General features: G+C 60.8%; 25 protein-coding genes. 24 read left to right on the top strand and 1 reads right to left on the bottom strand.

The window, feature by feature from the left end; genetic code table 11:
• Window positions 1-15 precede the first annotated feature (15 nt).
• The 10 genes from P8L30_08430 to P8L30_08385 all read left to right on the top strand — a co-directional run bounded on the left by P8L30_08430 (window position 16) and on the right by P8L30_08385 (window position 11,054).
• Window positions 16-813: a tetratricopeptide repeat protein gene (locus P8L30_08430; protein ID MDG2240215.1), complete on the top strand. Its 798-nt coding sequence runs from the start codon at window positions 16-18 to the stop codon at window positions 811-813.
• A gap of 44 nt (window positions 814-857) precedes the next feature.
• The gene (gene nrdR / locus P8L30_08425; protein ID MDG2240214.1) at window positions 858-1,355 is read left to right on the top strand and encodes a transcriptional regulator NrdR; all 498 of its coding nucleotides are present in this window, start codon (window positions 858-860) and stop codon (window positions 1,353-1,355) included.
• A 16-nt stretch (window positions 1,356-1,371) separates the two neighbouring features.
• The gene (gene tatC, locus P8L30_08420) at window positions 1,372-2,214 is read left to right on the top strand and encodes a twin-arginine translocase subunit TatC (protein MDG2240213.1); all 843 of its coding nucleotides are present in this window, start codon (window positions 1,372-1,374) and stop codon (window positions 2,212-2,214) included.
• Window positions 2,204-5,098 carry a putative LPS assembly protein LptD gene (locus P8L30_08415; GenBank protein MDG2240212.1) on the top strand — a complete coding sequence of 965 codons (2,895 nt, stop codon included), beginning with the start codon at window positions 2,204-2,206 and terminating at the stop codon, window positions 5,096-5,098. The genes tatC and P8L30_08415 overlap by 11 nt, the downstream gene beginning before the upstream one ends.
• A 207-nt stretch (window positions 5,099-5,305) precedes the next feature.
• On the top strand, window positions 5,306-6,436 hold the full coding sequence (locus tag P8L30_08410; GenBank protein MDG2240211.1) for a hypothetical protein: 1,131 nt from the start codon (window positions 5,306-5,308) through the stop codon (window positions 6,434-6,436).
• A gap of 96 nt (window positions 6,437-6,532) precedes the next feature.
• On the top strand, window positions 6,533-7,471 hold the full coding sequence (gene ftcD / locus P8L30_08405; protein ID MDG2240210.1) for a glutamate formimidoyltransferase: 939 nt from the start codon (window positions 6,533-6,535) through the stop codon (window positions 7,469-7,471).
• Window positions 7,468-9,399 (top strand): hypothetical protein, encoded by a 1,932-nt coding sequence (locus P8L30_08400; GenBank protein MDG2240209.1) that lies wholly within the window; start codon window positions 7,468-7,470, stop codon window positions 9,397-9,399. The genes ftcD and P8L30_08400 overlap by 4 nt, the downstream gene beginning before the upstream one ends.
• Window positions 9,399-10,427 carry a polyprenyl synthetase family protein gene (locus tag P8L30_08395; GenBank protein MDG2240208.1) on the top strand — a complete coding sequence of 343 codons (1,029 nt, stop codon included), beginning with the start codon at window positions 9,399-9,401 and terminating at the stop codon, window positions 10,425-10,427. Before P8L30_08400 ends, P8L30_08395 begins: the two co-directional genes overlap by 1 nt.
• A gap of 48 nt (window positions 10,428-10,475) precedes the next feature.
• Window positions 10,476-10,715, top strand: coding sequence for a hypothetical protein (locus P8L30_08390; GenBank protein MDG2240207.1), 240 nt, complete (start codon window positions 10,476-10,478; stop codon window positions 10,713-10,715).
• A gap of 81 nt (window positions 10,716-10,796) precedes the next feature.
• Window positions 10,797-11,054 (top strand): twin-arginine translocase TatA/TatE family subunit, encoded by a 258-nt coding sequence (locus P8L30_08385; protein ID MDG2240206.1) that lies wholly within the window; start codon window positions 10,797-10,799, stop codon window positions 11,052-11,054.
• An 81-nt stretch (window positions 11,055-11,135) separates the two neighbouring features.
• On the opposite strand, the gene P8L30_08380 is transcribed toward P8L30_08385, so the two are convergent.
• Window positions 11,136-12,956 carry a peptidylprolyl isomerase gene (locus P8L30_08380; protein ID MDG2240205.1) on the bottom strand — a complete coding sequence of 607 codons (1,821 nt, stop codon included), beginning with the start codon at window positions 12,954-12,956 and terminating at the stop codon, window positions 11,136-11,138.
• Window positions 12,957-13,212: 256 nt separating this feature from the next.
• Here P8L30_08380 and P8L30_08375 point away from each other — a divergent pair, with 256 nt between their 5' ends.
• The 14 genes from P8L30_08375 to rpmE all read left to right on the top strand — a co-directional run bounded on the left by P8L30_08375 (window position 13,213) and on the right by rpmE (window position 25,746).
• Window positions 13,213-14,574, top strand: a complete 1,362-nt coding sequence (locus P8L30_08375) for a tetratricopeptide repeat protein (GenBank protein MDG2240204.1) — start codon at window positions 13,213-13,215, stop codon at window positions 14,572-14,574.
• Window positions 14,571-15,005 carry a type II 3-dehydroquinate dehydratase gene (gene aroQ / locus P8L30_08370; protein ID MDG2240203.1) on the top strand — a complete coding sequence of 145 codons (435 nt, stop codon included), beginning with the start codon at window positions 14,571-14,573 and terminating at the stop codon, window positions 15,003-15,005. Before P8L30_08375 ends, aroQ begins: the two co-directional genes overlap by 4 nt.
• Before the next feature lie 40 nt (window positions 15,006-15,045).
• The gene (gene efp, locus P8L30_08365) at window positions 15,046-15,606 is read left to right on the top strand and encodes an elongation factor P (protein ID MDG2240202.1); all 561 of its coding nucleotides are present in this window, start codon (window positions 15,046-15,048) and stop codon (window positions 15,604-15,606) included.
• Window positions 15,607-15,609: 3 nt separating this feature from the next.
• Window positions 15,610-16,086 (top strand): acetyl-CoA carboxylase biotin carboxyl carrier protein, encoded by a 477-nt coding sequence (gene accB, locus P8L30_08360; GenBank protein ID MDG2240201.1) that lies wholly within the window; start codon window positions 15,610-15,612, stop codon window positions 16,084-16,086.
• 19 nt (window positions 16,087-16,105) lie between these two features.
• Window positions 16,106-17,467 (top strand): acetyl-CoA carboxylase biotin carboxylase subunit, encoded by a 1,362-nt coding sequence (gene accC / locus P8L30_08355; protein ID MDG2240200.1) that lies wholly within the window; start codon window positions 16,106-16,108, stop codon window positions 17,465-17,467.
• Window positions 17,467-18,210 (top strand): 2-phosphosulfolactate phosphatase, encoded by a 744-nt coding sequence (locus tag P8L30_08350; protein MDG2240199.1) that lies wholly within the window; start codon window positions 17,467-17,469, stop codon window positions 18,208-18,210. The genes accC and P8L30_08350 overlap by 1 nt, the downstream gene beginning before the upstream one ends.
• Window positions 18,197-20,557: a DNA translocase FtsK gene (locus P8L30_08345; GenBank protein ID MDG2240198.1), complete on the top strand. Its 2,361-nt coding sequence runs from the start codon at window positions 18,197-18,199 to the stop codon at window positions 20,555-20,557. Before P8L30_08350 ends, P8L30_08345 begins: the two co-directional genes overlap by 14 nt.
• Window positions 20,557-21,228 carry an outer membrane lipoprotein carrier protein LolA gene (locus P8L30_08340; GenBank protein MDG2240197.1) on the top strand — a complete coding sequence of 224 codons (672 nt, stop codon included), beginning with the start codon at window positions 20,557-20,559 and terminating at the stop codon, window positions 21,226-21,228. The genes P8L30_08345 and P8L30_08340 overlap by 1 nt, the downstream gene beginning before the upstream one ends.
• Entirely contained in the window at window positions 21,225-22,679 is a 1,455-nt protein-coding gene (gene rimO / locus P8L30_08335) for a 30S ribosomal protein S12 methylthiotransferase RimO (protein ID MDG2240196.1), read from the top strand. The genes P8L30_08340 and rimO overlap by 4 nt, the downstream gene beginning before the upstream one ends.
• A 60-nt stretch (window positions 22,680-22,739) precedes the next feature.
• Entirely contained in the window at window positions 22,740-23,417 is a 678-nt protein-coding gene (locus tag P8L30_08330; GenBank protein ID MDG2240195.1) for a hypothetical protein, read from the top strand.
• A complete protein-coding gene (locus P8L30_08325) occupies window positions 23,414-23,581 on the top strand; it encodes a hypothetical protein (protein MDG2240194.1) in 168 nt (55 codons plus the stop codon). Before P8L30_08330 ends, P8L30_08325 begins: the two co-directional genes overlap by 4 nt.
• A 3-nt stretch (window positions 23,582-23,584) precedes the next feature.
• Window positions 23,585-23,797 carry a hypothetical protein gene (locus P8L30_08320; GenBank protein ID MDG2240193.1) on the top strand — a complete coding sequence of 71 codons (213 nt, stop codon included), beginning with the start codon at window positions 23,585-23,587 and terminating at the stop codon, window positions 23,795-23,797.
• A gap of 50 nt (window positions 23,798-23,847) precedes the next feature.
• Complete coding sequence (gene lnt / locus P8L30_08315; GenBank protein MDG2240192.1) at window positions 23,848-25,416, top strand: apolipoprotein N-acyltransferase; 1,569 nt, start codon at window positions 23,848-23,850, stop codon at window positions 25,414-25,416.
• A gap of 120 nt (window positions 25,417-25,536) precedes the next feature.
• The gene (gene rpmE, locus P8L30_08310) at window positions 25,537-25,746 is read left to right on the top strand and encodes a 50S ribosomal protein L31 (protein ID MDG2240191.1); all 210 of its coding nucleotides are present in this window, start codon (window positions 25,537-25,539) and stop codon (window positions 25,744-25,746) included.
• Window positions 25,747-25,801: the final 55 nt, after the last annotated feature.

Raw genomic sequence — 25,801 nt, 5'->3', positions numbered from 1 at the left:
ACCGGGGAGGGGTCCATGTATATGATGACTGACAGAGTCAGGTATCCGGCGGCTCGCGCAATCTTTGCGATGGCCGCCCTCGTTGCGCTCGGTGGCTGCGCCACCAAGGGCGACATTCGGAATCTCCAGACAGAGCTCATCGCGCTTTCCGCGCGTCAAGACTCCGTGCTGTATCAGTTGCGTATGCAGGCCATCTCCACGCAGGACACGCTTCGCACCCAGTCGAATCAGATCTTCGACTTTCGGGGTGACATCACGCGCCAGCTGCGCTTGATCGGGGAGAGCCTCAACCAGATAGAAGCTCTGGCTGGCGAGAACCAGCGTGGTATTCGTAGCATACGCGATCAGGTTTCGAACATGCGGACGCAGACGCAGGCCGTGTCTCGCGGCCCTGTTTCGGACTCGTCCGCGGTGGTCGGTGGGACTGCGCCTGGTGGCGGAAACGCCGACCAGTTATACGAGACCGCACGCGATCAAATGAATCGCGGCTCGATGACAACCGCGCGCATGGCGTTCGAGGAGTTCCTGCGAAGCCACCCGAATCACGAGTTGGCGCCGGATGCTCAGTTCAACCTCGCGCACGTGCTCAAGGAACAAGGGGAGTTGGACGAGGCGCTGGCAGCGTTCGGCGAGGTCCAGACACGCCACCCGACGGCTGAGAGAGTGCCCGATGCACTCTATCGTATGGCGCTGATCCATCTCGAACGGGACGATGACGATGAGGCGATCGACCTCTTGGAGCGTGTCATCAACACGTACCCGGATGCTTTGATCGCCGAAATCGCTGCGGAGAAGCTCGCCGAGATCCGATGAAGAATCGGACGCATTCCGGGTACTCTAAACAGGGAGGCTGACGCATGCGTTGCCCGCAGTGCGATGCCACGGAGAACCGTGTGGTCGACACGCGGGCGAGCCGAGGTGGACGTGCGGTTCGCCGCCGTCGTGAGTGCACCGTCTGTGATGCCCGATTCACGACCTATGAATACGTTGAAGAGCGGCCCATTCAGGTGCTCAAACGTTCGGGTGCGGTAGAGGACTTCGACCGCACGAAACTCCTCAGTAGTGTGAAGATCGCTTGTGCGAAGAGGCCGGTGTCGGCCTCACAAATGGAAGCGCTCGTGGACGATATTGAGGACGGACTCTCCCGGCAGGCCGGGCTCGAAGTGCCCAGTGTTCAGTTGGGCGCTCTGGTGATGGAACTCCTCAGTCCAATGGATCGTGTGGCGTATGTCCGCTTCGCGTCCGTGTACCGGAACTTCCAAGACGCCGGTGAGTTCCAAGAGTTCGTCGATGAGATGACCGCGGCTCAGGAGCGTGAAGAGCTCCGCAAGAACCAGGTCGAATTGCTGTTCTGATCTGCCGACCCCATAGATGTCACCTATACGCCAAATCCGCGGAGAAATGCCGTTCCTCGATCACCTCGAGGAGCTTCGTTGGCGCATTCTCTGGTCTGTGCTCTCGATCATCATCGCGGCCATTTTCGGATTCTGGCTCGTGTGGCGATTCAATGTCTTGGAACTCCTCGTAGATCCAATTCGCGTCGTCTACGATGACCCCGATTTGAAGCTCCAGTATCTCGCGCCAGGCGATGCGTTCTTTGTTACGCTGAAGCTCGGGATCTATACGGGCGTCATCATGGCGTTCCCCATCCTCGCCTACCACGTGTGGTCGTTCCTATCGCCCGCACTGGAGAAGCGAGAGAAGCGAGCCATCGTGCCGGCGCTTTATCTGGGAATGGTCCTGTTCGTTGGTGGCATGGCCCTCGCCTACTTCGCGGCGGTGCCTGTCACGCTCGAGTTCTTCAAGGCGTTCCAAGCTGAATCCTTGAATGCGCAACTCGAGATCAACAAGACATTGGGTTGGATCGTGAAGATGCTCTTGGCGTTCGGAGCGGTGTTCGAGCTCCCTATCGTCATCATGATCCTGAGCGTCATCGGGCTTGTGACGCCGAAGTTCCTGCGCAGCAAGCGCCGGCACGCGATCGTAGGAATCACGATCTTGGCCAGTGTCATCACGCCCGGTGACGTACTCGTCCTCACCGTGATGATGATGATCCCTCTCGTCTTCTTGTACGAGCTGGGCATCTGGCTTTCCGTGATCATCTATCGCGCCAAGGACAAGCGCCGTGAGGAGCTTGAAAAGGAGCTCGAGCCTGACCCGACGCCGCCGACGGGGTCCGTAGAGGTCAGTGAGCCGCCGAGGCATGAGGAGTAACGCTCTTCTTGTCGCGGGCTTAGCGCTCGCGGCTGCAATAGGCCCTCTAGGTGCTCAGGAACAAGTCGACTCGGCGCGACTCAAGGTGATGGAGCGCCTTCAGCGCTTGGGCCGTCCACCCGGGTATGACAGCATCCTGTTCGTGCAGGACTCTGTTCGTCTCGAAGATGCGCTTCAAGGCAGACGACCGAGTGGGGGAGGGGGCGATTCCATCACGGCTGCCCTCTTCGGGATGCCAGGCTTTACGTTGACTGAGTATCAGTCCGAGACGGCGAACTTCGATGCGGCCCAGCGGATCCTCGTTCTCACTGCGGCGGATGGCAGTCGGGCCCGAGTTAGCCGTGAAGGCATGAACGTGGAGGCCGATTCGACGATCACCTTCAATGATGCGAGCGGACGTCTCATCACGACCGGGATGACCACGTTCACGCCGCCGGACCAGGACCCCGTGGAGTCCGTGAGCCTGATCTATGACATCGAGGAACAACGTGGATCCGCGTTCGACGCGTCGACGTCGTTCAGTGAAGGCGGCGGGCGATGGAACGTGACCGGCGACATGCCCTATGCGGCTCCGGACTCTTCGTTCATGTCGCACGCCCGGTTCACGTCGTGCGAACTCGAAGAGCCGCACTACCACTTTGAAACCGACCAGATCAAGATCATCGGCGGGAGTGTTTTGGTCGCGCGCCCGGTCCGGCTCTACTTCGCGGATGTCCCAGTGGTCTGGCTCCCTTTCATTGCTCAGAGCCTCTCCCAAGGGCGCGCATCGGGGATCCTGACGCCACGTTTCAGCGTCAACGATATCGTGCGGACTTCCGGCGGCTACAGGCGCAGGGTAAGCAACATCGGATTCTACTGGGCCATGGGCGATTACTCGGACGCTCTTGTGGCCATGGACTGGTTCAGTGACAACTTCCTCAGCTTGACGAGTTCTGTGCGGTACAAATTCAACAAGCAGTTTCTGGACGGTGACCTGAACTTCCGCAGGTATTGGCGGCAGGACGGCTCGAGCGAACTCGCGCTCGACACGCGTCACAATTGGGACATCGACGAGCGGACTCAGTTGCGGATCTCCGGTCGATATGCGTCGAGCAACGACTTCGTACGAGAGAATTCGTTCAACCCCGCCGAGGTTACCCAGTCCATCGATTCAGAGGGTGGCATCAACCGTCGCTTCGATTGGGGGTCACTCTCTTTGGGCGCCAATCGCAAGCAGTATCTGTCAGACGACCGCACGGAGTGGACGCTTCCTTCCGCGAACCTATCGCTGTCTACGATCACGCTCTTCCCAGCATCGTCGACTCGCGGTCGGTTCTACAACAACATGACGTGGTCGGGGAGCGCCAACCTGACCCGACGCACCGTGGACAAGGTGCAGCCGACCGAGTTCGATTTCTCGGGGGCCAATACAGCGAACATGACGAGCGCAGCTCGCAGCAGTTTGAGTCTCGGTAGTTTTTCGTTCGCCCAGTCGGTGAAGTTGACGGAGCGCACGACAATGGGTGTGCCCGACGCGCTCCTCATGCTGGGTGACTCGGCCAGCCCCATGGACCTCATCATCGGCTCGCCGGCGACCGACATCGCTCAAGCCGACCTGACGTGGAACGCATCGCTCGACTACCAGAAACAGATCATTGGGTCGACTACGTTCACGCCGCGCCTCTCCATTTCCGGGAGTATGGAGAGAGCCGATACTTCGTTACTCGCGAGGGACTTCGTGTCAGCTCCCATGCGCGTGTCGTTTGGGGCTACGCTCAAGGGTGACCTGTACGGCATCCGGAACAACGTGCTCGGCTTCGAGGCGATCCGTCACAAGATCTCACCGTCGATCACTTGGGACTGGAGTCCGGAGAGCGCCCCCACCCAACTGCAACGCGACGTGTTCGGGGTACGCGCACTCCAGCCGAAGAACGCGGTTGCTGTGACGATCAATCAGACGTGGGAGGCGAAACGGAAGCCGGAGGAGCCAGACAGCACTGTGGCGGCGGCAGACACGATCGCTGTCGCGGACTCCATTATGGCGGCTGCCGTGGAACGGGCTGAGGCCGACTCAGCGTCGCTGGTGGCGGACACTGCGTCCGGCCCTGCACAGCTGGTGACCTCCCCGCCAATTAGTCTCCTCGCCCTCCGCACAAGCGTCGTCCGATATGACTTCGTACAAGCCGATTCTATTGGGAGTTTCCTGTCCGGCTTCGAGACGACCCGTCTCTCCAACCAGATCTCGTCGGACTACCTCCGAGGACTCTCGATTTCTGTCGACCACGAACTCTTTGATGAAACACCGGCCGAAGGCGAAGCGCCGAGGGTTTTTGCCCCTCATCTGGCGCAGGTAAATTTCTCGTTCGCGCTCAGTTCCAACTCACAGATCTTCCGCTGGCTCGGATTCCTGGGGACCGACGAAGAGGAAAGCCCCGCCGACCAACAGGACGACGAGGAACTCCAGGATGTGGACCCGTTCGAGGCCATGGGCCCGACCGATGAGTCCTCGATCGTGCCCGGGGGGCGGCGAGAGCCACGCGCGCCTCGCGCTCAAGGGTCGGGCGGAGGGTGGAACGCCAATTTCTCATACGCGCTGCAACGCCCGCGTGGGGAAGGGGCTCTCGTAAATCAGATGCTGACGGGCACCGTCACGCTTCGACCCACGGAGATGTGGGACGTGAGCTGGCGGACCGCGTATGACCTGGAACGGAATGCGTTCAATGACCATACGATTCGCCTCACCCGAGACCTGCACCGTTGGCAGGCCAACTTCGATTTCCTGCAGACCGCGACAGGGAACTGGTCGTTCCGGTTCGAAGTGAGCCTGATCGACAATTCGGACCTCAAGTTCGACTACCAGCAGCGCAATCTCGATGTTGGACTCCCGTCCAGCAGGCGCCGGTAAGGACGCTCTTTTGAAGCGGACCCCGTTCGCTCGAAGTGTCTTCACACGTTGTCTCGATGCGTCCTCTCTGGGTGACACTTTTCCTACTTGAATCTTACTTAAGCTGTTGGATCACAACAACTTACAGTTTGGTATGCCCTGTGCATATGTTCTGGTCGACACGAGAACGGGGCGGAGCCGCCCCCAGGGTCGATGGAGGAAGGGACGATGAGACGCGCGGTGATGGGATCTCTACTGATGGTTTTGGCGCTAGCCGCCTGCGAAGACGACTATTTCGTGCTGATCGACGAAGGGCCTGCGGCCCCTCGCGACCTCGTGGCGAGCTACTACGGGGGTGTGGTTACGGTGGGGTGGGAACTCGGATCGGGGTGGGACGGTGAGTCCTTCCGAGTCTATTCCCGGCGTGTCACGGACTCCGACTATTTCTTGATTGCCGAGATCACCAGCTGTACTGGGGGCTCTTGTACATATGAGGACGCGAACGTGCTCGGAGGGGAGACCTACGAGTATTACGTGTCAGCGTACGACTACTACAACGACATCGAGACGGCGACCGACTATTCGGTTGACGTATCCGTGCCCGTCGCTGAGGGGCCGCCCCCACCCGGTGTTGTCAGTGTGATTGCACTCGACAACGCCATCTACCTGAGCTGGGACCAGATGTCCCGTTCGTCGAGTGACTTCGCGTTCTACCGAGTCTACCAGGACGCCGGGAACGAGACAGATTTTCTGCTCGGTGAGACCGATTCTGAAGGATTCCTGGACTTGCTCGCCGTGAACGGCGAAACGTCGTGGTACTTCGTGCGTGCCGTGGACTCGGACGGCCATGAAGGACTCGAGAGTCTTGTCGCTCAGGGCACGCCTCGCCCGGACTACCACGGCGAGTGGGTGTTCGACTTCTTCGGGGAGCCAGCGTCTTCAGGCTTCCGGTTCCAAGAGAGCGAGGACACAAATCCGGTCATGAGCGGGACATCGTCGGATCGGCATTTTCGACTCGAAGTCGACCAGGCCGGGTGGTGGCTCGTACCGGGTCCCGGGACCGGAGTCTACCCGACCGGATTCGAGACGACGGCGCTCAAGTGCCAGGTCGCGGCGGACGCGGGTTGCTCCGATGTAACTAGCGCTCCGGGCTCGGGCTACGTGAGTTCAGATCAGTTCCTGGAAACGCAGATGAGTTATGTGCTGCGCGTCATCGGGGACGACGGTGCCACGCACTACGGTGTGCTGCGGGTCGAGCTACTGGGGTACGATCAGAACGACTCAGCGCTCATGATCTTCGACTGGGCGTATCAGATCCAAGCAGGAAATCCAGACCTGGTGAGTGGGATGGGTGGTTGATGGGGTAGGGCAGAAGACTTCCAGGGCCTAGATGACCCGGGCGCCAAAAGGCGTCCGGGTTTTCTGCCTTCAGGCGTGCCAAGCTAGAATATGCACATGGTGAAAGTCCTCGAGGCAGTTCCGAATTTCTCCGAGGGGAAGGATCTTTCGAAGATTCAGGCCCTGGTCGACACGATCGCGCGAGCGGGTGTTGAGGTCCTGGATTGGTCCGCCGACCCCGATCACCACAGATGTGTGGTCACATACGTGGGGGATCCGGGTGCTGTCGCGAAGGCGTCGGTTGATGCGGCGCGATTCGCCCGAGACCACATCGATCTGCGTGGGCACACAGGGGTGCATCCCCGGGTAGGCGCGCTGGATGTGATGCCGTTCGTGCCGCTCCATGCCATGGACATGGCGGAGGCCGTCACCGTCGCGCATAGGGTCGGGCAGGGGATCGCGGATCTCGGGGTTCCGGTCATCTACTACCGCGCGGCGGCCGATCCGCCCGGACGTGGGCTTGGCGATCTCCGACGTGGGGGCTTCGAGTCGCTCGCAGAGGGCTTCCCTGAAGGCCAGGAGCCTGATCTGCCTGTAGGCACCCAACGTCCCCATGAGAGTGCCGGTGTGACATGCGTGGGAGCCCGAGAAGTGCTCCTGGCCTGGAACGTCTTTGTTGAGGGAATCGAAGTCCGCGACGCCAAGAGTATTGCTGGGTCGATTCGTGAGCAAAACGGGGGTTTTCCGGGCCTAAGAGCTCTCGGATTGCACCTTCAAGGCCAGAATCGTGTACAGATCTCTATGAACCTCGAAGATCCAGTAGTTACGCCGCCTATCGCGGTCTATGAGGCCATTGTGCGCGAAGTCGAGTCATTGGGGGGCAGAGTCCTCGAAACTCAAGTGATTGGGATGATCCTTGACGCCCTTGTGCTTCCGGCCATGGCGGGCAAATTACACCTTCCTGACCTAGAACCAGCCCGCGTTTTGTCCCTCCGTCTCGACCAGCACGTACAAGACCGTCAGGGCACGAAAACGCAGACTCCGGACGACTCATGAGCATAGAATCGCTCAAAGGACAAGCCCGACGCCACGAGCAGAAGGAAGAGTGGCAGAAAGCGCTTGATCAATATTCGCAAGCCATTGCGCAGCTCGTCCAAGACGACCAGCCGGATTCCGGACTATACAATCGTGTAGGCGACCTCTGCGTACGAGTCGGCAATCTCGACGCAGCTGTAGAGGCATATGGGCAGGCCGCAGACCTTTACATGGAGGCCTTCTTACCGAACAACGCCATCGCAGTCTGCAAGAAGATCATCCGGAATGTGCCGGAGCGGCATCAGGCATATCTGCGCATGGGCCAGATCCGTGCCGAGCAAGGGTTCCTGCCTGACGCGCGCACCAACTTCCTGACCTACGCCGAGCGTATGCAGCAGGCGGGTGAGATGGAAGAGTCCTTCCGGGCCTTGGTGGAATTCTGCGACCTCGCCCCGGACGAGACCGACATGCGGGTCGTGGTGGCTGAGCAGATGGCTTCGCATGACCAGGTCTCGGACGCCGTTGAGCAGCTCTCGATCGCGTACGGACACCTGATGGCGAAGGGTGACCCAGGAGCGAGCGTGGTAGAAGGCAAGATCCGGGAGCTCGATCCAAGCGCAGATCTTGGCGCACCAGCGGCCGCGATGGCTCCGCCTTCGGGCGACATCTCCAATGCGGACGATCTGATGGGTCAGTTCGCTGATGTCGGTGGCGGGGACGACGATACTGCCGAGGCCGAGGCCGGCGTCGCTGTGGCCGACGTCGATCTAGGCGGCTTTGACATCGACATCGGTGCTGAAGACGCCGCCGACGAAGACGCGGTCGAGTTGCCGACCTTCGACCTGGGCGACGATGCCGAAGAAGAGGCCGGCGCTGAGTTGCCGACCTTCGACATGGGCGACGATGCCGAAGAAGAGGCCGGCGCTGAGTTGCCGATGTTCGACATGGGCGACGATGCCGAAGAAGAGGTCGGCGCTGAGTTGCCGATGTTCGACATGGGCGACGATGCCGAAGAAAAGGCCGGCGCTGAACTGCCCACGTTCGTCGTCGACGTCGATGCCGAGCCAGCCGAAGCGGATGAACTCGTCGAGGCCGCGATCGAGGAAGTCGCCGAGGAAGTCGCCGAGGAAGCTGCCCCGGCCGAGGAGGAAGCGCTCACCCTTCACGCCATCCGAGTACAGATTGCCTCGAGCCCTTCCGATGTGGGGCTTCGCCAACGAATGGTCGAGCTCGCATATGGTGTGGCCGATGACGCTGTTCTCGCCGAAGCCTTCATTGGTTTGGCGCAGGCGCTGGACGGGGCGGGCGAAAGTGCCAGCGCCCAGGGGGCGTATCAGCAGGTTCTTCAGGCGGATCCGAACAACGAGGTAGCGTTAGCGGTGCTAGGGTCGGCACCGACGGCCCAGCCGGTGCGTGAGGTTGCGGCGAACGAGGACTACGTCGACTTAGGCGCGATGATCTTGGGTGACGAGCCCGAGAAGACGACCCGCTTCACGGTTGCGTACGAAGAACCGTCAGGTGATGAAGAAGCCGATTTCGCGAACATGCTGGCGCAGTTCAAGGAGAAAGTCTCCGAGAACCTCGATGCCGGTGATGTTCGCGCGCATCATGACTTGGGCACCGCGTACAAAGAGATGGGCTTGCTCGACGAAGCCATCAGTGAGTTCCAATCTGCGCTGCGAGCGTCTCCAGATCACCTTCCGACGTATGAAATGCTCGGCCAGACCTTCATGGAAGTCGGTCAGCCGGAAGCTGCGGTGAACTCGCTCACGCGTGCACTAGGGGTTGGGCACGGCATCGAGGACGAGCTGATTGGCATCTACTACTACCTCGGCCTCGCCCAAGAGCAGGTGGGCAACAACGAGTCGGCCGTCGAGTTCTTCCACAAGGTCTTTGCCTTGGACATCAACTTCGCGGACGTGACGGAACGACTGCGGAAGCTGCGTTAATGGCCTTGATACAGCCCTCCACCCAAATCGACCCCGGACCGTCCGTCGCCGGACGCGGCCTCGACCTGGAGTCGATCCAGGCCCCGGTTCGCGAGGATCTGAGCCGAGTTGGGGATGAGTTGCGCCGGATTGTGGTTTCCGATTTTTCCATGATCAAGGACGTCAACGAGCATCTCCTCTTCTTGCAAGGCAAACTCTTCCGCCCCACGCTGCTCCTGCTGTCGAGCCGAGTCGGCGGAAAGCCTGAAGAAGACGCACTCACGCTGGCAGCGGTCGTGGAACTGGTCCACCTCGCTACGCTCGTGCATGACGATGCGGTAGACCACTCGGTGTTACGACGAGGGCTCCCGACGGTGAATGCGCTTTGGACGCACCAGGTGGCGATCATCATGGGGGACTATCTGTACTCCCGCGGCGTCACAGAACTGGCCCAGCGCGGCCACTTGGACGCGTTGACGGTTCTGGCGCGTGCGGCGAATGAGATGTCCGTCGGTGAGATGCGTCAGTTGACCTCGTACGACGCGCTCGACTTTACTGAAGACGATTACTACCGCCTCATTGCGGCGAAGACGGCATCGCTGATGTCTGCCTCGTGTGAGATGGGTGCTCTTGCCGGTACCGGTGAATACCGCACTCAGCTAGCCCAGTACGGCCACAATCTGGGGATGGCCTTCCAGATTGCGGACGATCTGCTGGACTACACGGGGACGGAAGCCGCCACCGGAAAACCGACTGGGCACGACCTTCGTGAACGGAAGGTTACGCTTCCTTTGGTGGGCGCGCTGGCGCACGCCACCGAGGCTGAAGAACAAGAGATTCGTACGTTCTTCACCCGTGTCGACCCGACGGACGAGGAGATCGACCACATCATCTCCATTGTCTCAGCGCGCGGTGGGCTGGAGTACGCGCGGGAGCGGGCAGACGCTTACGCGGGCATGGCGCTCGAGGCGCTCGAGGGTCTTCCTGAAGGTGAGTCCTTCGACGCCCTCCGCGACGCCGTGTCCTACGCCGTGGATCGCCGCCGATGAAGGAGCCGTATGCTCGTTGATACGAGAAGGCGGAGCACGATCCGTCTCATGTCGACCTTGGCCCTCGGGCTGTTCCTGGGCGGACTATTCACGAAGCTCTCTGAGATCTTCATGCCCGACAGTGTTGCCCGCGACTTTCTGACCATGTCTGTAGACGCGGAGATCGGGGGGCTTTCCATAGACCTCGTCGCTATGGCCTTCACACTCGGACCGATAACCTTTACGCTGAACGTACTGAGTCTGGTCGGGGTCGCGATCACAGCGATGATCGTGCGCTCCTGGATCTAAAGAGAGCTCGACCTGAGCCGACAAGAAATTGGGGTGTTCCCCCGCTGGAGGATTTGAGAAATGGGTTTTGGTGGACTCGGCATGGCGGAGATGATCTTCATCTTCATGATTGTTCTGCTGCTCTTCGGTGCGAAACGCCTTCCGGAGATCGGCTCGTCCCTGGGTAAGGGCATCCGGGAATTCAAGAGTTCGGTGAGTGAAATCGAACACGAACTCAAGGCGCCGGATCGTCAAATTCACCAGTCGTCGCCGCCTCCGCAGAGTGCGGATGCGACTGCCGGTGCGCCAGAAGATGGTGATGACGATGACGGTGAGCCGCGGAGCCTCAATACCGACTGAGCTGCGACGGAAACCATTGGGCAATAAAAGAGGGCCGGGGCGCATAGCGCCCCGGCCCTCTTCGTTTCTGCCGGAAGCGGTCTAGAAACCCCTCGGCATTTGAAGCGGTGCATCTTCGTCCACCGGAGCGAGTACTTCAGCCCGACGGTCGATAATCCGGGCCGATGCTCTGAGCGCTTCGATCCACTCTGCGAGTCGCGTCTGTTCGACCACCGCGACCTGCGTCTGACGCTGCTGGAGCGTCTGTGAGAGCCACGCCGCCGAGTCCGCGACTGCGTAGTTCATTTGCTGGATGATGAACGCGTTGGCTGGTGTGGTGACGACACCACTGATTTCACCCGGGCGTAGCCCGAACGCTGCACCGATGGCGCCGTTCTGACGGCCCATGCCAGGAACAAAGTCGTTTCGGCTGAAGAACTCGGTCTCGGTGATCTCGAGTCCCATCTCTGAGACCACGGCGTCGAACGTCTCGCCAGCGGCGATACGGTCAACGATTTGTTGGCCGTCAGAGGTTGCCCGCTCCATCTTCATCGCGAAGCGCAGCGTGGCTTCGATGGCTACTGTCGCGTCTCCGAGCGGAAGGAATCCCTCCTCCTCCGCACTGATCAACTCCAGCGCATAGAACGCCTGCTGCGTCTCGAATACCGGACTCACGTCGCCGGGCTCGGCGTCTTGGAATGCCCAGTCCGCGCCCTCGGAGACCTGCCCCGCACCCTGTACGAAGGGGAAATTTTCAGCAAGCTCGATCGTGGCGCTGGTAAGCCCCGCATTGGTTGCGGCCTCAGCAAGTGACATCGTTTCGGCCATGTCTTCGAGCGAGTCCGCCAGCATGAGGAGCGCGAACTCGCTGTCGTCGGTCCGCTCGAACGGAATCAGGATGTGACGCGCCTGGGCGCTGTCCTGACCCCAACGATCCGTGACCTCGAGAAGGTGATACCCGAAGGATGTGCGAATCGGCTCACTCAAGGTGTTGAGCCCGATCGAGAAGGCGACGCTGTCGAACTCGTTGACCATGCGGTCCTTGGGGAAGACTCCCAAGTCACCGCCGATCTGTGCACTGCCCGCATCCGACGATTCGCGAGTCGCTACCTCGGCGAAGTCGCCGCCGTCCAGGATCTCCTGGCGCAGGGTGGTGGCTTTGTCTCCCATGGAGACCGTGTCTGCGGCCGTGGGTGTCTTGTCGAGCACGGTGACGACGACGCGGGCAAGCGCGGGAGTGGCGAACTCGTCCTGGTTCGCATCGTAGTAGTCCGCCACATCGTCTGCGGCCACCGGGAAGTCAGCGTCGTCGTATCGTGACGAAGGATCCAGGGGCGCAAACCGAATCTCGACCTGGTCGTTCTCGTCGCGGAACTGCCGCCACAGGTCGCCATCGGACATGAAGATCCCGCTCGCGATCTGCCGGAGGAGCTTGCCCCTCGGAATCACGTCTCGGTAGTACGCCTCGAGCAGAACCAATTGATCCGGGGGAAGCGTCGCCAGGAACATCTGATACCCGACTGCGTCGAACTGTCCGGCCGCGCTCGTGAATTGCGGTCGGAGGTCGGCCGGCGGACTGAGCTGAGCAGCCTGACTGATCTCTGCGTTGGTCACGGAGATGCCGCGCTTACGCAATTCTTGACGGATCAGGAGCGCGTTGACGACCTCGTCGAACGCAGCATCCTCGATCTCTTTGATTTGCTGCGACGTGATCGGGAGTTCCTGACCACGTTGCACCTGGTCGTAGAGGTTGCGGTACGTCGCCATATAAGCGTCGTACGTCACGGACTCGCGGTTGACCGAGCCGATTTCGCCCAGACCACCGGAACTTTGACCGCTGATGTCCATCCCCCACTCGAAAATCATGAGACAGACGAAAGCGAGTGCTGCAAGCAGCATGATCGGCTTCGTTGCCTCTCTCATTTGACGCATCATAAGAACGGCGTCTCCCTACGACCCTGGTACGGGCGGAAAAAACGTTGCTGGACAGACGGGGAAGGATAACTGCTACCTGATCTGCTCTCAACGGACGGGAGCAGGTTGATTCTGCGATACCTTCGGATACGTCGGTCAGGGCAGGTGGTTCCCGTTTCGTTGACACTATTTCGCGGACTTCCGTATGTTGCGCCCTGACGATGCGTTAACTGATACCCCCTATCCTGTCTGTTCCGGAGCCCTCGTGATCGAATCCCTCGAAGGGGAAATTCGCACCCTACGGTCTCTTTTCTGGTCCGACCGCGACCCGGAAGGCCGGGGCTTCGTGCCTCTCGCAGACGCCTATAGGCGCGCGGGTGACCTGAAGCAGGCGCATGAATTACTAAACGATGGCCTCGGTCGGCATCCGGATTTCAGTCCAGGACATGTGGTTGCCGCTCGTTTGTATGGTGAGCAAGGGCTCTTTGCTGAGGCGGAGATCGCGGCCCGAAGCGCACTGGAGTTAGACCCGGAGAACGTCGACGCGATGGGTACGCTCATTGTCGCGCTAGAGGAACGAGGTGAGGTGGACGAGGCGAGAGGCCTACACAATCATTTGTCCGTTCTGGATCCAGAGCCGGGAGACGAGCCCGCGTCTGTGGCTGAAGAAGAGGTCGCTGACTTCGCTGCACTCGCGCCGGACGAACCAGGGGACGCCGTCGCTGAAGCTGACGCATCTCTCTCCGATGATGACGTAACCGACTTCGGGTCTCTGGCCCCGGACGAGCCACCGATCGAGGAGCCCGAGCCTGCTGCGGTCGACTCTGAGGCTGTGAGCGGCAGTGAGGACGAAGTCGTCCACGACTTTGTGGCGCTCTCTCCTGAAGACCTGTCCACCGGTGTTGAAGAGCCCGCTGCCGAGGAAGAAGTCCTTGGGGTCGATGCATTGGCACCGGAGGACATCGAGACGGAGATGGTCGACCTCGATCCGTTCGAGCCTGGAATGCTCGCCGAGGAGGTTCAGGACTTCGCGGCCTTGGCGCCGGAAGCGTCGGAGTTCGACGTTCAAGACTTTGCCGCTTTGGCACCCGACGAAGTCGAGCTTATGGAGGAGTTGGCGGCCAACGCTCCCAATGACACGGATGTTGACGACGAAGGGGCAGCGACTGCAGAGGAAGAAGCCATGGCTGATGCTCCGGCGGAGCACGCCCTGGCCGATCCCATTAATACCCGAACGATGGCGGAGTTGTACGTCACCCAGGGACTGTGGAGTCGGGCGGTTGAGGTATACCAGAACCTCGTCGACGCCAGTCCGGACAAGGATGCCCTCCAGATGCGATTGGACGAAGTGGTCAGACTCCAGAAAGAAGCGGCCGCCGCCGGCCCCGAAGAACTACAACAAGCGCCGATCGACCCGGTGCCCTCAACCTCGGAACGTGAGCCCGCCGACGAGGTTGAAGCCCTGGCTCGGGATCTTGCCGAGGCCGGAGACCATGAACACGACGTGGACACACCGTTCGCCTGGGCGGAGCAAGAGGCAGGCGAGGACGTCGACGTGAACAAAGGGCCTACGATGGGTGATTTCTTCGGCCGGATGCTGACTTCGAACGACGAGGACGACACATGAGGATCGGAATCATCCACGGACCCAACCTCCGGCTGCTGGGAAGACGAGAGCCTGAGGTATACGGGTCCGAGACCCTAGACGATGTGAATACGAAGCTGACGTCGCTCGGGGCTGAACTCGGCGTCGAGGTCGAGACCTTCCAGTCGAATCACGAAGGGGAGTTGCTCGACCACGTGGAGGAGGCCTCCGCCCGGGTAGACGGATTCGTCATCAACCCTGGTGCGTACACCCACACTTCGATCGCCCTGCGTGATGCGCTCGTGGGTGTGGAGACGCCGTTCGTCGAGGTTCATCTCTCCAATACCGCGGGCCGCGAACGCTTCCGGCGGCACTCTTACCTTTCCCCAGTTGCCTCGGGTGTGGTTTATGGCTTCGGGGTGGAGGGCTACCTTCTAGGGCTTCAGGGCCTGGTGGCCCGTTTGCGCGCGTAACGCAGCCAATACCTAAGACCCCTAAAACACGCGAGACCGCATGGCGAGCACCGCGGATTTCCGCAACGGATTGGTCATAGAGATTGATGGTAGTCTCTGGGCCATTACCTATTTCCAGCATGTGAAGCCCGGCAAGGGCGGCGCATTTGTGCGTACCAAGCTCAAGAACGTCCTGACGGGTGCAGTCGTCGAGAAGACGTACCGCGCTGGTGAGAAGGTGAATGACGTTCGGCTTGAACGGCGCCCGGTGAACTACAGCTACATGGATGGCGACCTGTACTACTTCATGGACGCCAACACGTACGACATGATCCCCATTGCCGGTGATCTCCTTGGGGACGATCAGCTCAAGTACCTAAAGGAAAACATGGCGTGCGAGGGGCTCGTCCACGACGAGAAGATCATCAGTGTAGAGCTGCCGAACTTCGTGGAGCTCTTGGTCACTAGGACCGATCCCGGCTTCAAGGGTGACACAGCACAGGGCGCCACCAAGCCTGCCACGCTCGAGACCGGCGCCGAGATCCAGGTGCCTCTTTTTGTGGAAGAGGGCGACGTGCTAAAAATCGATCGGCGTGACGACAAATACATGTCCAGGGTTTAACGAATGATTGATCTCGATTTTTTAGATCGCCTGATCAAGGCGTTGGACGACAGCAGCGTCGACTCGCTTGAGATCGAACGTGGTGGAACGCGCGTTCACTTGTCGAAGACGCCTCTGCATGCTGCCGTACCCATGGCAGCTCCAGCCATGATGCACGCCCCGGTCGCTGCGGCGTTGCCGGCACCTGAAGCGGCACAGCCGGCGAGTGGTGACGCGGCACCAGGGCCATCGAATCCGAATCTGCTCGAAGTGACCTCCCCGATGGTCGGGACGTTCTACCTAGCCCCGGCCCCGGACGCTCCTGCCTATGTGGAGGTGGGTACACGTGTGAAGAACGGCGACACGCTGTGCATCATCGAAGCCATGAAGCTCATGAATGAGTTCAAGTGCGAAATAGAAGGCACGGTGGTCGAGCTCTGCGTCGAAAACGCGCAGCCGGTCGAATACGGGCAAGTCCTTTTTCGCGTGGATCCGGCCTAGTCAGGCCGAAGAGACTCCTTTGTTCAAAAAAGTCCTGATCGCCAATCGTGGCGAGATCGCGCTTCGTATCATCCGCGCCTGCAACGAACTCGGCGTAAAAACGGTTGCTGTGTATTCCGAGGCAGACCGAGAGTCGCTCCACGTTCGTTTTGCGGACGAGGACGTGTGCATTGGGAAGGCACCGGCTACAGATAGTTACCTCCAGATCCCAAGGATCATGGCCGCCGCAGAAGTGACCGGCGCAGAGGCCATTCACCCGGGCTATGGCTTCCTAGCGGAAAATGCCGAGTTCAGTGAGATCTGCACTCGCTTGGACGTGACCTTCATTGGGCCGACTCCGCACCAGATTCGATCGATGGGGGACAAGGCGACCGCGCGCGCCACGATGATGGATAGTGGCGTGCCGACCGTGCCCGGTTCCGAAGGCATCATTGAGGACATGGACGAAGCCATGCGGGTGGCCAAGGAGATCGGCTTCCCCATCATGGTGAAGGCGTCTGCGGGGGGTGGTGGTAAAGGAATGCGCATTGCCGCCTCCGAGGAGGTCTTCGGGAAGCAGTTCGTGGCGGCCCAGACCGAGGCTCAGAACGCGTTCGGGAACCCGGGTGTGTATCTCGAGCGATGCATCCTCAAGCCGCGGCACGTCGAGATCCAGGTCTTCGGCGACCAGCATGGGCGTGTCGTCCATTTGGGTGAACGGGAGTGTTCCATCCAGCGCCGCCACCAAAAACTCCTCGAGGAGGCTCCGTCTCCCGCTGTGACGCCCGAACTGCGGGCCGAGATGGGTGCAGCTGCGGTGAAAGCCGCAGAAGCCATCGACTACGTCGGCGCGGGTACGGTAGAGTTTCTGCTCGATCAGGACGGGTCGTTCTACTTCATGGAGATGAACACCCGCATCCAGGTCGAGCATCCGGTCACTGAGGTCACGACTGGCTTCGACTTGGTAAAGGAGCAAATCCGGGTCGCTGCCGGCGAACCGCTGACGTTTCCGGAGATGTCAGAGCATTTCCAGCATCGGGGTCACGCGATCGAGTTCCGGATCAACGCTGAAGACCCGGATCGAAATTTCGCTCCAGGGCCGGGTGTGATTCAGACGTTCCATCCGCCAGGGGGGCCGGGCGTCCGCCTCGATACACACGTGTACACTGGGTACATCGTGCCGCCCAACTACGATTCTCTGATCGCGAAACTGATTGTGAGTGGCGCAACGCGGGCGGAGGCGATCGTGCGAGCGCGCCACGTCTTGGATCAGTTCATCATCGAAGGAGTGCCTACTACACTCCCGTTCCTGCGTCGGATCGTCGATGACCCTGCCTTTATTGCGGGTGATGTCGATACAGGCTTCGTAGAACGCATGATGGCGGAAGACGGAAACGACTGATGCGGATCGACACGTATTTCACGCTGCCGGAGATCGATCCTGCTGTCCTGTCGGAATCGACTGTGGTGGTCATCGACGTCGTCCGTGCCACTACGTCCATCGTCGAGGCGTTGGCGAACGGCGCCGGTGGCATCTATCCAACGGAGTCCACTGCAGAGGCCGTTCGTCTGGCCCAATCGCTCGGTCGGGAAGACACGCTCCTGGTCGGTGAACGGAAGGGGGTGAAGATCGAAGGCTTCGATCTGGGCAACTCTCCCTCCGAATTCACGGCCGAGGCCGTGGGCGGCAAGAAGCTCGTGATGAGCACCACGAACGGGACTCGGGCCCTCAGCGCAGTGTCTGAGGCGAGCCGCCTGCTGGTTGGCGCGTTCACAAACCTCGGGGCCGTCGCTGGTGCATCAGCCGATGACGACGCAATCGTGATCGTCTGTGCAGGCCGCGATGGGGCCTTTGCGATCGAGGATGCGTTGTGTGCGGGACACCTCATCTGCCGCATCGCGGACGGTGCGGCTTCGCCGCTGGAGATGAACGATGCTGCGCGGGCGGCGGTGGTTCTTGCGAAGTCCCGGAAGCCCTCCCAGGCTTTCTTTAAGGTGACCAAGGCGGGCCAGGCGATTTCCGACATCGGACTCGCAAGCGATCTTGATGTTTGCGGTGACGTGGATCGTCATGACATCGTTCCGGTAATGAACGACAACACCATCACTTTGCTGGGAGACTGGAGACCACTTGCTGAGCGCTGAGCAGCAACGGGAGATGTTCGCTGTGGGCCTGCTGGCCCTCGCACTCTTCGTTCTCCTGTCTCTGCTTCCAGTGACGGTCCCTGGAGAGCGAGGCATCGAGTGGTTCCCGTCGGGCAACATGGTGGGCCCTGTGGGTGGTGCGGTCCGTGGCCTGCTCACGGCCTTTCTAGGCGGTTCTGCGTTCATCGTCCCGGGGCTCCTGACGTTTTCCGGGCTCCGCTTTGGTGGTTGGCTGTCTGACTATTGGACCCCTCGCCTGACGATCTTCACCGGCGGATTGGTACTCTTGGTACCGGTTCTCGTATGGGTGCTCACCACCGAGCCCACGGCCGCGGGCTGGCTCGGTACTAACGTCGGAGATCCGCTGGTCAGTTTGGTAGGGTGGTTGGGAGCCCTGCTCATCACGGGGGTCGCCGTCGTCGCACTCTCAGTCGGCACGCTGGGTTGGAATCCGCTGCGTTCCATGGGCCGGGGAGTCCTGGCGGGTGGAGATGCCGCGGGCCGCACGGCCAAAGCGCTGGCGGAGAAGGGCAAAGAACTGGCTGAAGCTCGGGCGGTGGCCAAAGCAGAACGAGCTGCCGAACTCGAGGCGGCGGGCGCTATGGAAGGCATGGAGCCCGACTGGATGACCGGCGAGGCTGAGCCTGAGCCTGAGCCGGAAGAACCAGAATCCGAGCCCGAAGCCGAGGCTGAGCCCGCAGTCGAGCCAGACGTGGATGACTCTACCTCGGCGGACGGTGAGGAATCTGAAGAGCCTGCCCACGACATAGGCTCGGACGAGGGACACCTCGAGGACCCGAACGAGGGTGATGAGGTCGAGCACGAAGTCCCGCCTATGGACCTGCTCTCCGAGGCCGCGGTCCGCGACCGGGCGAGCATGGAACGGCAACTCGACGAACTCGGCCATGTGCTCGTGGAGAAGCTCGGGACCTTCAACGTCAGCTGTGAGTTGAGTGGGCGAACGATCGGCCCGGTGGTGACTCGGTTCGAGGTCGTCCCGGCACCAGGCGTAAAAGTGAACCGAATTGCTAACCTCGACGCCGACCTCGCCTTGGCGATGAAGGCCAAGAGCATCCGCATCGTCGCTCCGATTCCGGGGAAAGGCGCGGTTGGCGTCGAGATCCCGAATCCGACTCCCGAGATCGTGAACCTGCGCGAGATCTTGGAGTCCAAGGAGTTCAAGACCGCCAAGGGTGATCTGCCGTTGGCGCTTGGAAAGTCCCTGGACGGTAAACCCTACGTCGCGAACCTCACCAAGATGCCCCACGTGCTCATCGCGGGTGCGACGGGCGCGGGTAAGTCAGTGTGTCTGAACACGATCGTCACGAGTCTGGTCTACCGACACACACCAGAGACGCTCCGACTCCTCATGATCGATCCGAAGATGGTCGAGCTATCGGTCTACTCGAAGCTCCCCCATCTGCGCCACAACGTTGTCACCGACCCCCGAGACGCTGCCGGTGTACTCAAGTGGGCTGTGATGGAGATGGAACGCCGCTACGCGTTACTCAAGGCGAACTACGTGCGTTCTCTGGCGGAGTTCAACAAGAAAGTCCGTGATGACGTGGTACTGAAGCGCGCAGAAGCGAAGGGGCCGGAGGGGGATGAAGATCGATGGATCTACGATGACGGGATCGTGCCCTACATCGTCGTCGTCGTCGACGAGCTCGCCGATCTGATGATGACCGTGCAGAGCGAGGTGGAGAGGCCGCTCACACAGCTTGCTCAGAAGGCGCGTGCGATCGGGATCCACCTCATCGTGGCTACGCAGCGTCCCTCGGTGAACGTGATCACGGGCCTCATTAAGGCGAATTTTCCGACGCGCATCGCGTTCCGGGTCGCCTCGAAGACCGACTCGCGCACCATTCTGGATATGAACGGAGCGGACGCCCTTCTTGGAAACGGCGACATGCTGTTCTTGCCACCGGGGCAGAGCGAGCCCGAGCGGGTACAGGGTGCGTATCTCCCGACCGAGGACACGGAACGGCTCATGGGTTGGTATGTCGAACTGCTGGAGAAACGCGGAGAAATCCCGGACCCGGTCGTTGCCGGACTGGAGACGGACATTCTCGAGGAGTTGCGTGGGCAGGAGCTGGAGGACGCGGCGATCACCGCGGAGGACATCGTGGGAGACTGGGACGACCTTTTCAAGGCGGCCGCCGATGTCTGCATCTCAAACGGAACGGGCTCGACTTCGCTTCTTCAGCGCAAGCTGAGTATCGGGTACGGCCGTGCGGCCAGGATCGTCGATCAGCTGCAGGATGCTGGAGTCATCGGAGAGTCGATCGGGTCCAAGGGTCGGGAAGTGATGATGAACATGGACGAACTCGACGCGATGTTCCCGTGATGCGGGTCCGCGGCCTTCTCCTAGCCGCTGTTCTGATGATTGCGGTAGCGCCTGCGGCAGTGCCTTCGGCGGTGACGGCCCAGCAACCGGACGGTCTCGGAGTTTTGGAACGCGTCGCCGCACGGTATGCAGGGGTCACCTCGCTGTGCGCTGACTTCGTGCAACATCTCGAGGTGGAGATGATCTCCCTTGAGCGCACGGGGTCGGGACAAATGTGCCAGACTCAACCCGATCGGTTCGCCATGAGGTTTTCCGAACCGGCGGGAGATGCGGTCGTCATCGATGGTGAGTCGATTTGGCTGTACTACCCGAGCAACGACGAAGCAGTCGTCATTCGGATTCGTGTGACCGGGCCCCCCGGAGGATATGATCTTCACCGCGAGTTCTTGGATCGCCCGGCGGAAAAATACACGGTCGAATACGAGGCCGAAGAAGTGATCGATGGCCACGAAACCCAGCGACTTCGTCTCACGCCGAAACAGCGCTCCTCGTATGTCTCGGTTGTTCTTTGGATCGATGCAGGAACTCCGGTCCTCCGTCGAATCCGGATTCATGAGGACGGAACGGTGAGGACCATCACGTTGTCGGACGTCCAGCTCGGTCCCGCCGATCTAGACCCGGCGTTCTTCACCTTTACCGTGCCACCCGGTGCGGATGTGATCTCCAGATGAGCCAAGCTCGCACGCGCGATCTTCCGGTTTTCCCGCTGACGCCGGACCCTGTGCGTGGCGACGCCTCCCGTGATGCGGCCCCCGTCCATCACCAGATTGAGGCGACGGGTGCCGAAGACGGGCCGCGCATCGCGCTCATTACCCTGGGGTGTGACAAGAACACCGTCGACTCCGAGCGCATGATGGCCGCGCTCGTAGGCCACGGAGCCCACGTATCGTCCGAAGTCGACGGAGCCGACGTGGTGATCGTGAATACGTGCGGCTTCATCCAAGAAGCCAAAGAGCAATCCATCGAGACCATTCTCGAAGCGTGTGATTTGAAGGCCGACGGTGGTCTCAAGGCAGTGGTCGCGGTTGGCTGCCTGGTCCAGCGTTACAAAGACGACTTAGTAGAGGAAATCCCCGAGGTCGATCTCTTCATGGGGCTGACAGAACTCCAGGGACTCGTCCCCGAGTTGCGCCAGCGTGGGCTACTGCCCGACGAAGAGGTTATCCCGACCATGGAGCGGCCCCTCCGGGTGCTGTCCACGGCGACTTCACACACCTCCTACCTGAAGATCAGCGAGGGGTGCGATCACACATGTGCGTTCTGTGCGATTCCGCTCATGCGCGGGTTGCATCGCTCTCAGCCGGTTGATCTCCTCGTCCGCGAAGCGGCCGGGCTCGGTGAAATGGGCGTGAAGGAAATCAACATCATCTCCCAGGACACCACCTGGTTCGGGCGCGATCTGAAGCGGAAGGACCAAAGTGCGCCGCTGCTTCGCGAACTTCTGCAGGGCCTCATAGAGGGGACCGATGTCCCGTGGTACAGGCTGTTCTACATGTACCCGTCCGGAATCACGCGGGAGATGGTGGACTTCATGGCATCTGAGGCACGGATCCTGCCATACCTCGATATGCCGATTCAGCACGGCAGCGATCGGGTGCTCGGGCTCATGCGAAGACCGGAGCGCCAAGCGACGATTCGTGAACGTGTGGGTTGGCTCCGGGAAGCGATCCCGGACCTCACATTGCGCACGACTGTGATCGTGGGCTTTCCAGGCGAAACGGACGCAGACTTCCGGGAGATGCTCGAGTTGCTCGACGAGATTCAATTCGAGCGCGTCGGTGCCTTCACCTACTCGGTGGAGGAAGGGACCCGCGCGGCCGACATGGACGGCCAAATCGATCAACAGGTGATGAACGAGCGCCTCGAGGAACTCATGGAGCTCCAACGAGGCATCAGCTTCGACAAGAATGCAGCGCTCATTGGACAGACCATGACTGCATTGGTGGACCGGGTCATTCATGACGATCCGGAATTCGGAGCGGTCGCCCGCACCGTCGGGCAGGCGCTCGATGTGGATGGTGTGACCAACATCCGGAAGGCTGACGCGCTCGCGGTGGGTTCGCTCATTGATGTCGAAATCGTAGACGCGCTGGATTACGACCTCGTGGCCGAACTGAAATAGGTCGGTCCATGGTCGCGGTGAGGCTGAAGACGTGGTTGAACCCCAGGGGGGAGAATGAGGATGGGACTCAAGACACTGGTGCGGGTGAGCGCACTCGCGGCGTGCCTGGCGGGGCCGGGCGCCCTTCAGGCGCAGGACCTCGCGGACTTCGACTACGAGAATCTGTCGTTCCGTGGCTTCGGTTTCGAGTACGGGCATATCTACCCGAGCCGAGTCGATGAGGTAGAGAGCTACAGCGTCCGTTTTGATCTCGGCTACCTTGGGCCGGGGCTCAGAATCGTCCCGAGTTTCAGCTACTGGAACGCTCCCTTTAAGGCGGCTGAAGTCACCGAACTCGAGACCCGTGTCGCGAGCCTCGTCGCGAGGGAAGCGGGAGTTCCCGTTCCGAGTGTCGATCTCGGGAGTATCGAATGGACCGACATCGCGTTCGCCCTCGACGCCCAAGTGGTTTGGAAGGTCCCGCTCGACATTTTGACGTTTGCGGGCCTCGGGATCGGGGTGCACTCGCTCAATGGCGACGGTGCCGCGATCAACGGAACCTTCATAGAAGACCTGCTTGATTCAGTAGCAGCCGGCTTCAATTTGCACGCGGGACTCGAATACCCGGTGACGGACTGGTTTCGGCTGACGAGCCAGGGACGCTATGAGGTCTTGGGTGATCTCCAGTATTTTCAGGTGAGAGTTGGAGCACAGTTTATGATTGGCGATAACGCACCAGGGGAGGAACGCGGGGGATGACGGAAGGGGCCGCTCCCATTCGCTTGGCCGTAATTGGCACGGGCGCGATCAGTCAGATTGTCCACGTACCCATCTTCGCAGACCGCGAAGATGTCGACTTCGTCGCTCTGGTGGATACAGATGTCCCCAAGGTCGAGACGATTGCTCGCCGATTTGGAATTTAGGAAGTGATCGATCCGGAAGAGGCTGTGGACCGCGAGGACCGATACTACGCACGGGTCAGGCCACGGGACGGCTCGGGGTCGCTTCCTCCGTTGGAGATCGACAAGCAGTTGGGTGGCCGGTGTGACGCGGAAAAGCCGGTGGGCCAGGTCGCTCTGATGCGGCTCATCAAGGCCGCGTATGCCTTGGCCGAATCCGGGAAAGAGGTCTCGCTATAACGTCGGTTCGGGATGCTGGGGGACGTATTCAGGGGTTGAAAGCGCTACTGATGCCACGCCCTGGTGAGCGACTCTTGCCCGCTGTGTCCGGAGTGGTGTTGGCACTTTCCTTCCCGCCGCTTCACCCACTCATTCTCCCGTTCGTGGGACTTGTACCGTTTGTGCTCTGGCTGGATGGGCTGCCTGCCTCCTCAGCCGGCCGTCAGGCCGCTGTCCGTGGATCTGCGGTTTTTGGCGCGACCTATTTCGGGATCCTTCTCTACTGGGTCTTCGTGGCCCTCGCCTGGTTCTCCAAGTTGGCCATCCTCGCGTGGGCGGGAGTCATGTCGATTCTAATCGGTGTGGCCATTTTGTTCGGCTGGATGCTCCACCGCATGATGCATGCGGTGAGAGTCCCGATGTGGCTCGCCGTGCCGGTAGCCTGGACAGCGGCAGAGTGGTTCCGAGCGCACCTGCCCGGCTCGCTCGCCTTCCCATGGCTTGGTCTTGGAACATCGCTCACTGCATTCCCGGAGCTGATTGGGGCCGCGGAGCTGGTGGGGGCCAGAGGGCTTACGTTTTGGATCGCCCTGGTCAACGGACTCGTGGCAGGCCTCGTGCTGGCGTTGCGCGACCGGAGGCCCTGGATGCCCCGAGCGGCGATCATCAGCGGGGTAGTCCTGCTACCCATGGCCTGGGGAGTGTGGCGCGCCAGCACGCTGGAGATGCGGGATGTCGCGACCGTCGCTGTGGTCCAGCCGAACATCCCAGAGCACATCAAGCTTGACCGGGAGGCGGTCTACGACAGTACGTATGCCTCCTTGAACCGGCTGGTAGCGCGTATCGCACCGGGTTCGGTCAGCGCGGTCGTGCTGCCTGAGGCCGTGCTGCCCACGTATCCGATGACCGGGGGTGCATTCGAAGACATGCTTCGGATTCAGGCCCTCAGCCGAGAGGTGGGTTCTCCGATTCTTTTTGGTGGCCTCGGAGTTCGTATGGGTGAGGACGGAGAATCGGTGCCATACAACTCGGCCTTCCTGATGGAGCCCCAGGGCCTGACGGACTTCCAGTATCACAAGCGCTACTTGGTGCCGATGGTCGAACGGATTCCTTTCCTGCCACCGAGTTGGAGAAGCGGCGCCCGCCACTTTGGTGCCTACGGGGTAGGCGAGGGCTGGCCGTTGGCTGAAGTGGACGATGTCCTGTACGGCGTCCTGATCTGCTACGAATCGAGTTACCCCGAAGGCTCCCGACGCTTCCGGCTCGCCGGAGCCGATGTGCTCCTGAACATCACGAACGACGCTTGGTACGGCCGAGAACCGCTGTATTCGCGGACGACGGCGCTTTGGCAGCATCCGGCGCATATGATCATGCGTGCGATCGAGAACCGCGTGGGCGTCGCGAGGGCGGCGAATACCGGTATCTCGATGTTCGTCGACCCGTTGGGGCGGGTATACAACACCTCTGAGCTGTTTGAGGCCGATGTGAGGATCGATGTGGTACGGACCACAGACGAGATCACGTACTTCACGCGATTCGGAGACCTGGTTGGGAATGGGGCGGCGTTTGCGGCGCTCCTCCTCGTCGGTGCGTCACTTGGGATGACCCGGTCGAGATCGACTCTGGACCCGTCTGCATAAGGCTTTTAGCTTTTCTGGGCTGTACAGGAAGGATCCCTAATCGGGGCCGCCTTCCCAGCCAACTGGGCCGAGGCGAGAAAGTGCCTCAGGCCCGTTCCCATCTGTACCTGGAGCAGGACAATGAAGCAGGGCATTCATCCCAACTATGATGCGACGACGGTCGTGTGCGCCTGTGGTCATAAGTTCGAGACCAAAGGCAGCGTGGAAGACATCCACCTCGATATCTGTTCGGTGTGCCACCCGTTCTACACCGGCAAGCAGCGTCTTGTCGATACGGCGGGTCGCGTGGACCGGTTCAAAAAGAGGTACGGAGAGGTCGCCAAGAAGTGAGGTGTCGGGCCGGGTGTACGGCTCGGCCCATCGCCCACGGCGATTTTCTGCCCGA

It is taken from the genome of Longimicrobiales bacterium, assembly GCA_029245345.1.
Classification (GTDB): domain Bacteria; phylum Gemmatimonadota; class Gemmatimonadetes; order Longimicrobiales; family Gaopeijiaceae; genus CALFPJ01.
The sequence above is the reverse complement of the archived record's forward strand: the minus strand, read 5'-3'. Positions and strand labels throughout refer to the sequence as shown.

Coding starts and splice junctions, on each gene's coding strand:
- accB (MDG2240201.1), top strand. CDS start 15,610: ATGATTGATCTCGATTTTTTAGATCGCCTGATCAAGGCGTTGGACGAC.
- efp (MDG2240202.1), top strand. CDS start 15,046: ATGGCGAGCACCGCGGATTTCCGCAACGGATTGGTCATAGAGATTGAT.
- P8L30_08400 (MDG2240209.1), top strand. CDS start 7,468: ATGAGCATAGAATCGCTCAAAGGACAAGCCCGACGCCACGAGCAGAAG.
- aroQ (MDG2240203.1), top strand. CDS start 14,571: ATGAGGATCGGAATCATCCACGGACCCAACCTCCGGCTGCTGGGAAGA.
- P8L30_08325 (MDG2240194.1), top strand. CDS start 23,414: ATGACGGAAGGGGCCGCTCCCATTCGCTTGGCCGTAATTGGCACGGGC.
- P8L30_08390 (MDG2240207.1), top strand. CDS start 10,476: ATGTCGACCTTGGCCCTCGGGCTGTTCCTGGGCGGACTATTCACGAAG.
- tatC (MDG2240213.1), top strand. CDS start 1,372: ATGTCACCTATACGCCAAATCCGCGGAGAAATGCCGTTCCTCGATCAC.
- P8L30_08395 (MDG2240208.1), top strand. CDS start 9,399: ATGGCCTTGATACAGCCCTCCACCCAAATCGACCCCGGACCGTCCGTC.
- P8L30_08350 (MDG2240199.1), top strand. CDS start 17,467: ATGCGGATCGACACGTATTTCACGCTGCCGGAGATCGATCCTGCTGTC.
- P8L30_08410 (MDG2240211.1), top strand. CDS start 5,306: ATGAGACGCGCGGTGATGGGATCTCTACTGATGGTTTTGGCGCTAGCC.
- P8L30_08330 (MDG2240195.1), top strand. CDS start 22,740: ATGGGACTCAAGACACTGGTGCGGGTGAGCGCACTCGCGGCGTGCCTG.
- lnt (MDG2240192.1), top strand. CDS start 23,848: ATGCCACGCCCTGGTGAGCGACTCTTGCCCGCTGTGTCCGGAGTGGTG.
- P8L30_08415 (MDG2240212.1), top strand. CDS start 2,204: ATGAGGAGTAACGCTCTTCTTGTCGCGGGCTTAGCGCTCGCGGCTGCA.
- rpmE (MDG2240191.1), top strand. CDS start 25,537: ATGAAGCAGGGCATTCATCCCAACTATGATGCGACGACGGTCGTGTGC.
- P8L30_08340 (MDG2240197.1), top strand. CDS start 20,557: ATGCGGGTCCGCGGCCTTCTCCTAGCCGCTGTTCTGATGATTGCGGTA.
- rimO (MDG2240196.1), top strand. CDS start 21,225: ATGAGCCAAGCTCGCACGCGCGATCTTCCGGTTTTCCCGCTGACGCCG.
- P8L30_08380 (MDG2240205.1), bottom strand. CDS start 12,956: ATGAGAGAGGCAACGAAGCCGATCATGCTGCTTGCAGCACTCGCTTTC.
- P8L30_08430 (MDG2240215.1), top strand. CDS start 16: ATGTATATGATGACTGACAGAGTCAGGTATCCGGCGGCTCGCGCAATC.
- nrdR (MDG2240214.1), top strand. CDS start 858: ATGCGTTGCCCGCAGTGCGATGCCACGGAGAACCGTGTGGTCGACACG.
- P8L30_08385 (MDG2240206.1), top strand. CDS start 10,797: ATGGCGGAGATGATCTTCATCTTCATGATTGTTCTGCTGCTCTTCGGT.
- ftcD (MDG2240210.1), top strand. CDS start 6,533: ATGGTGAAAGTCCTCGAGGCAGTTCCGAATTTCTCCGAGGGGAAGGAT.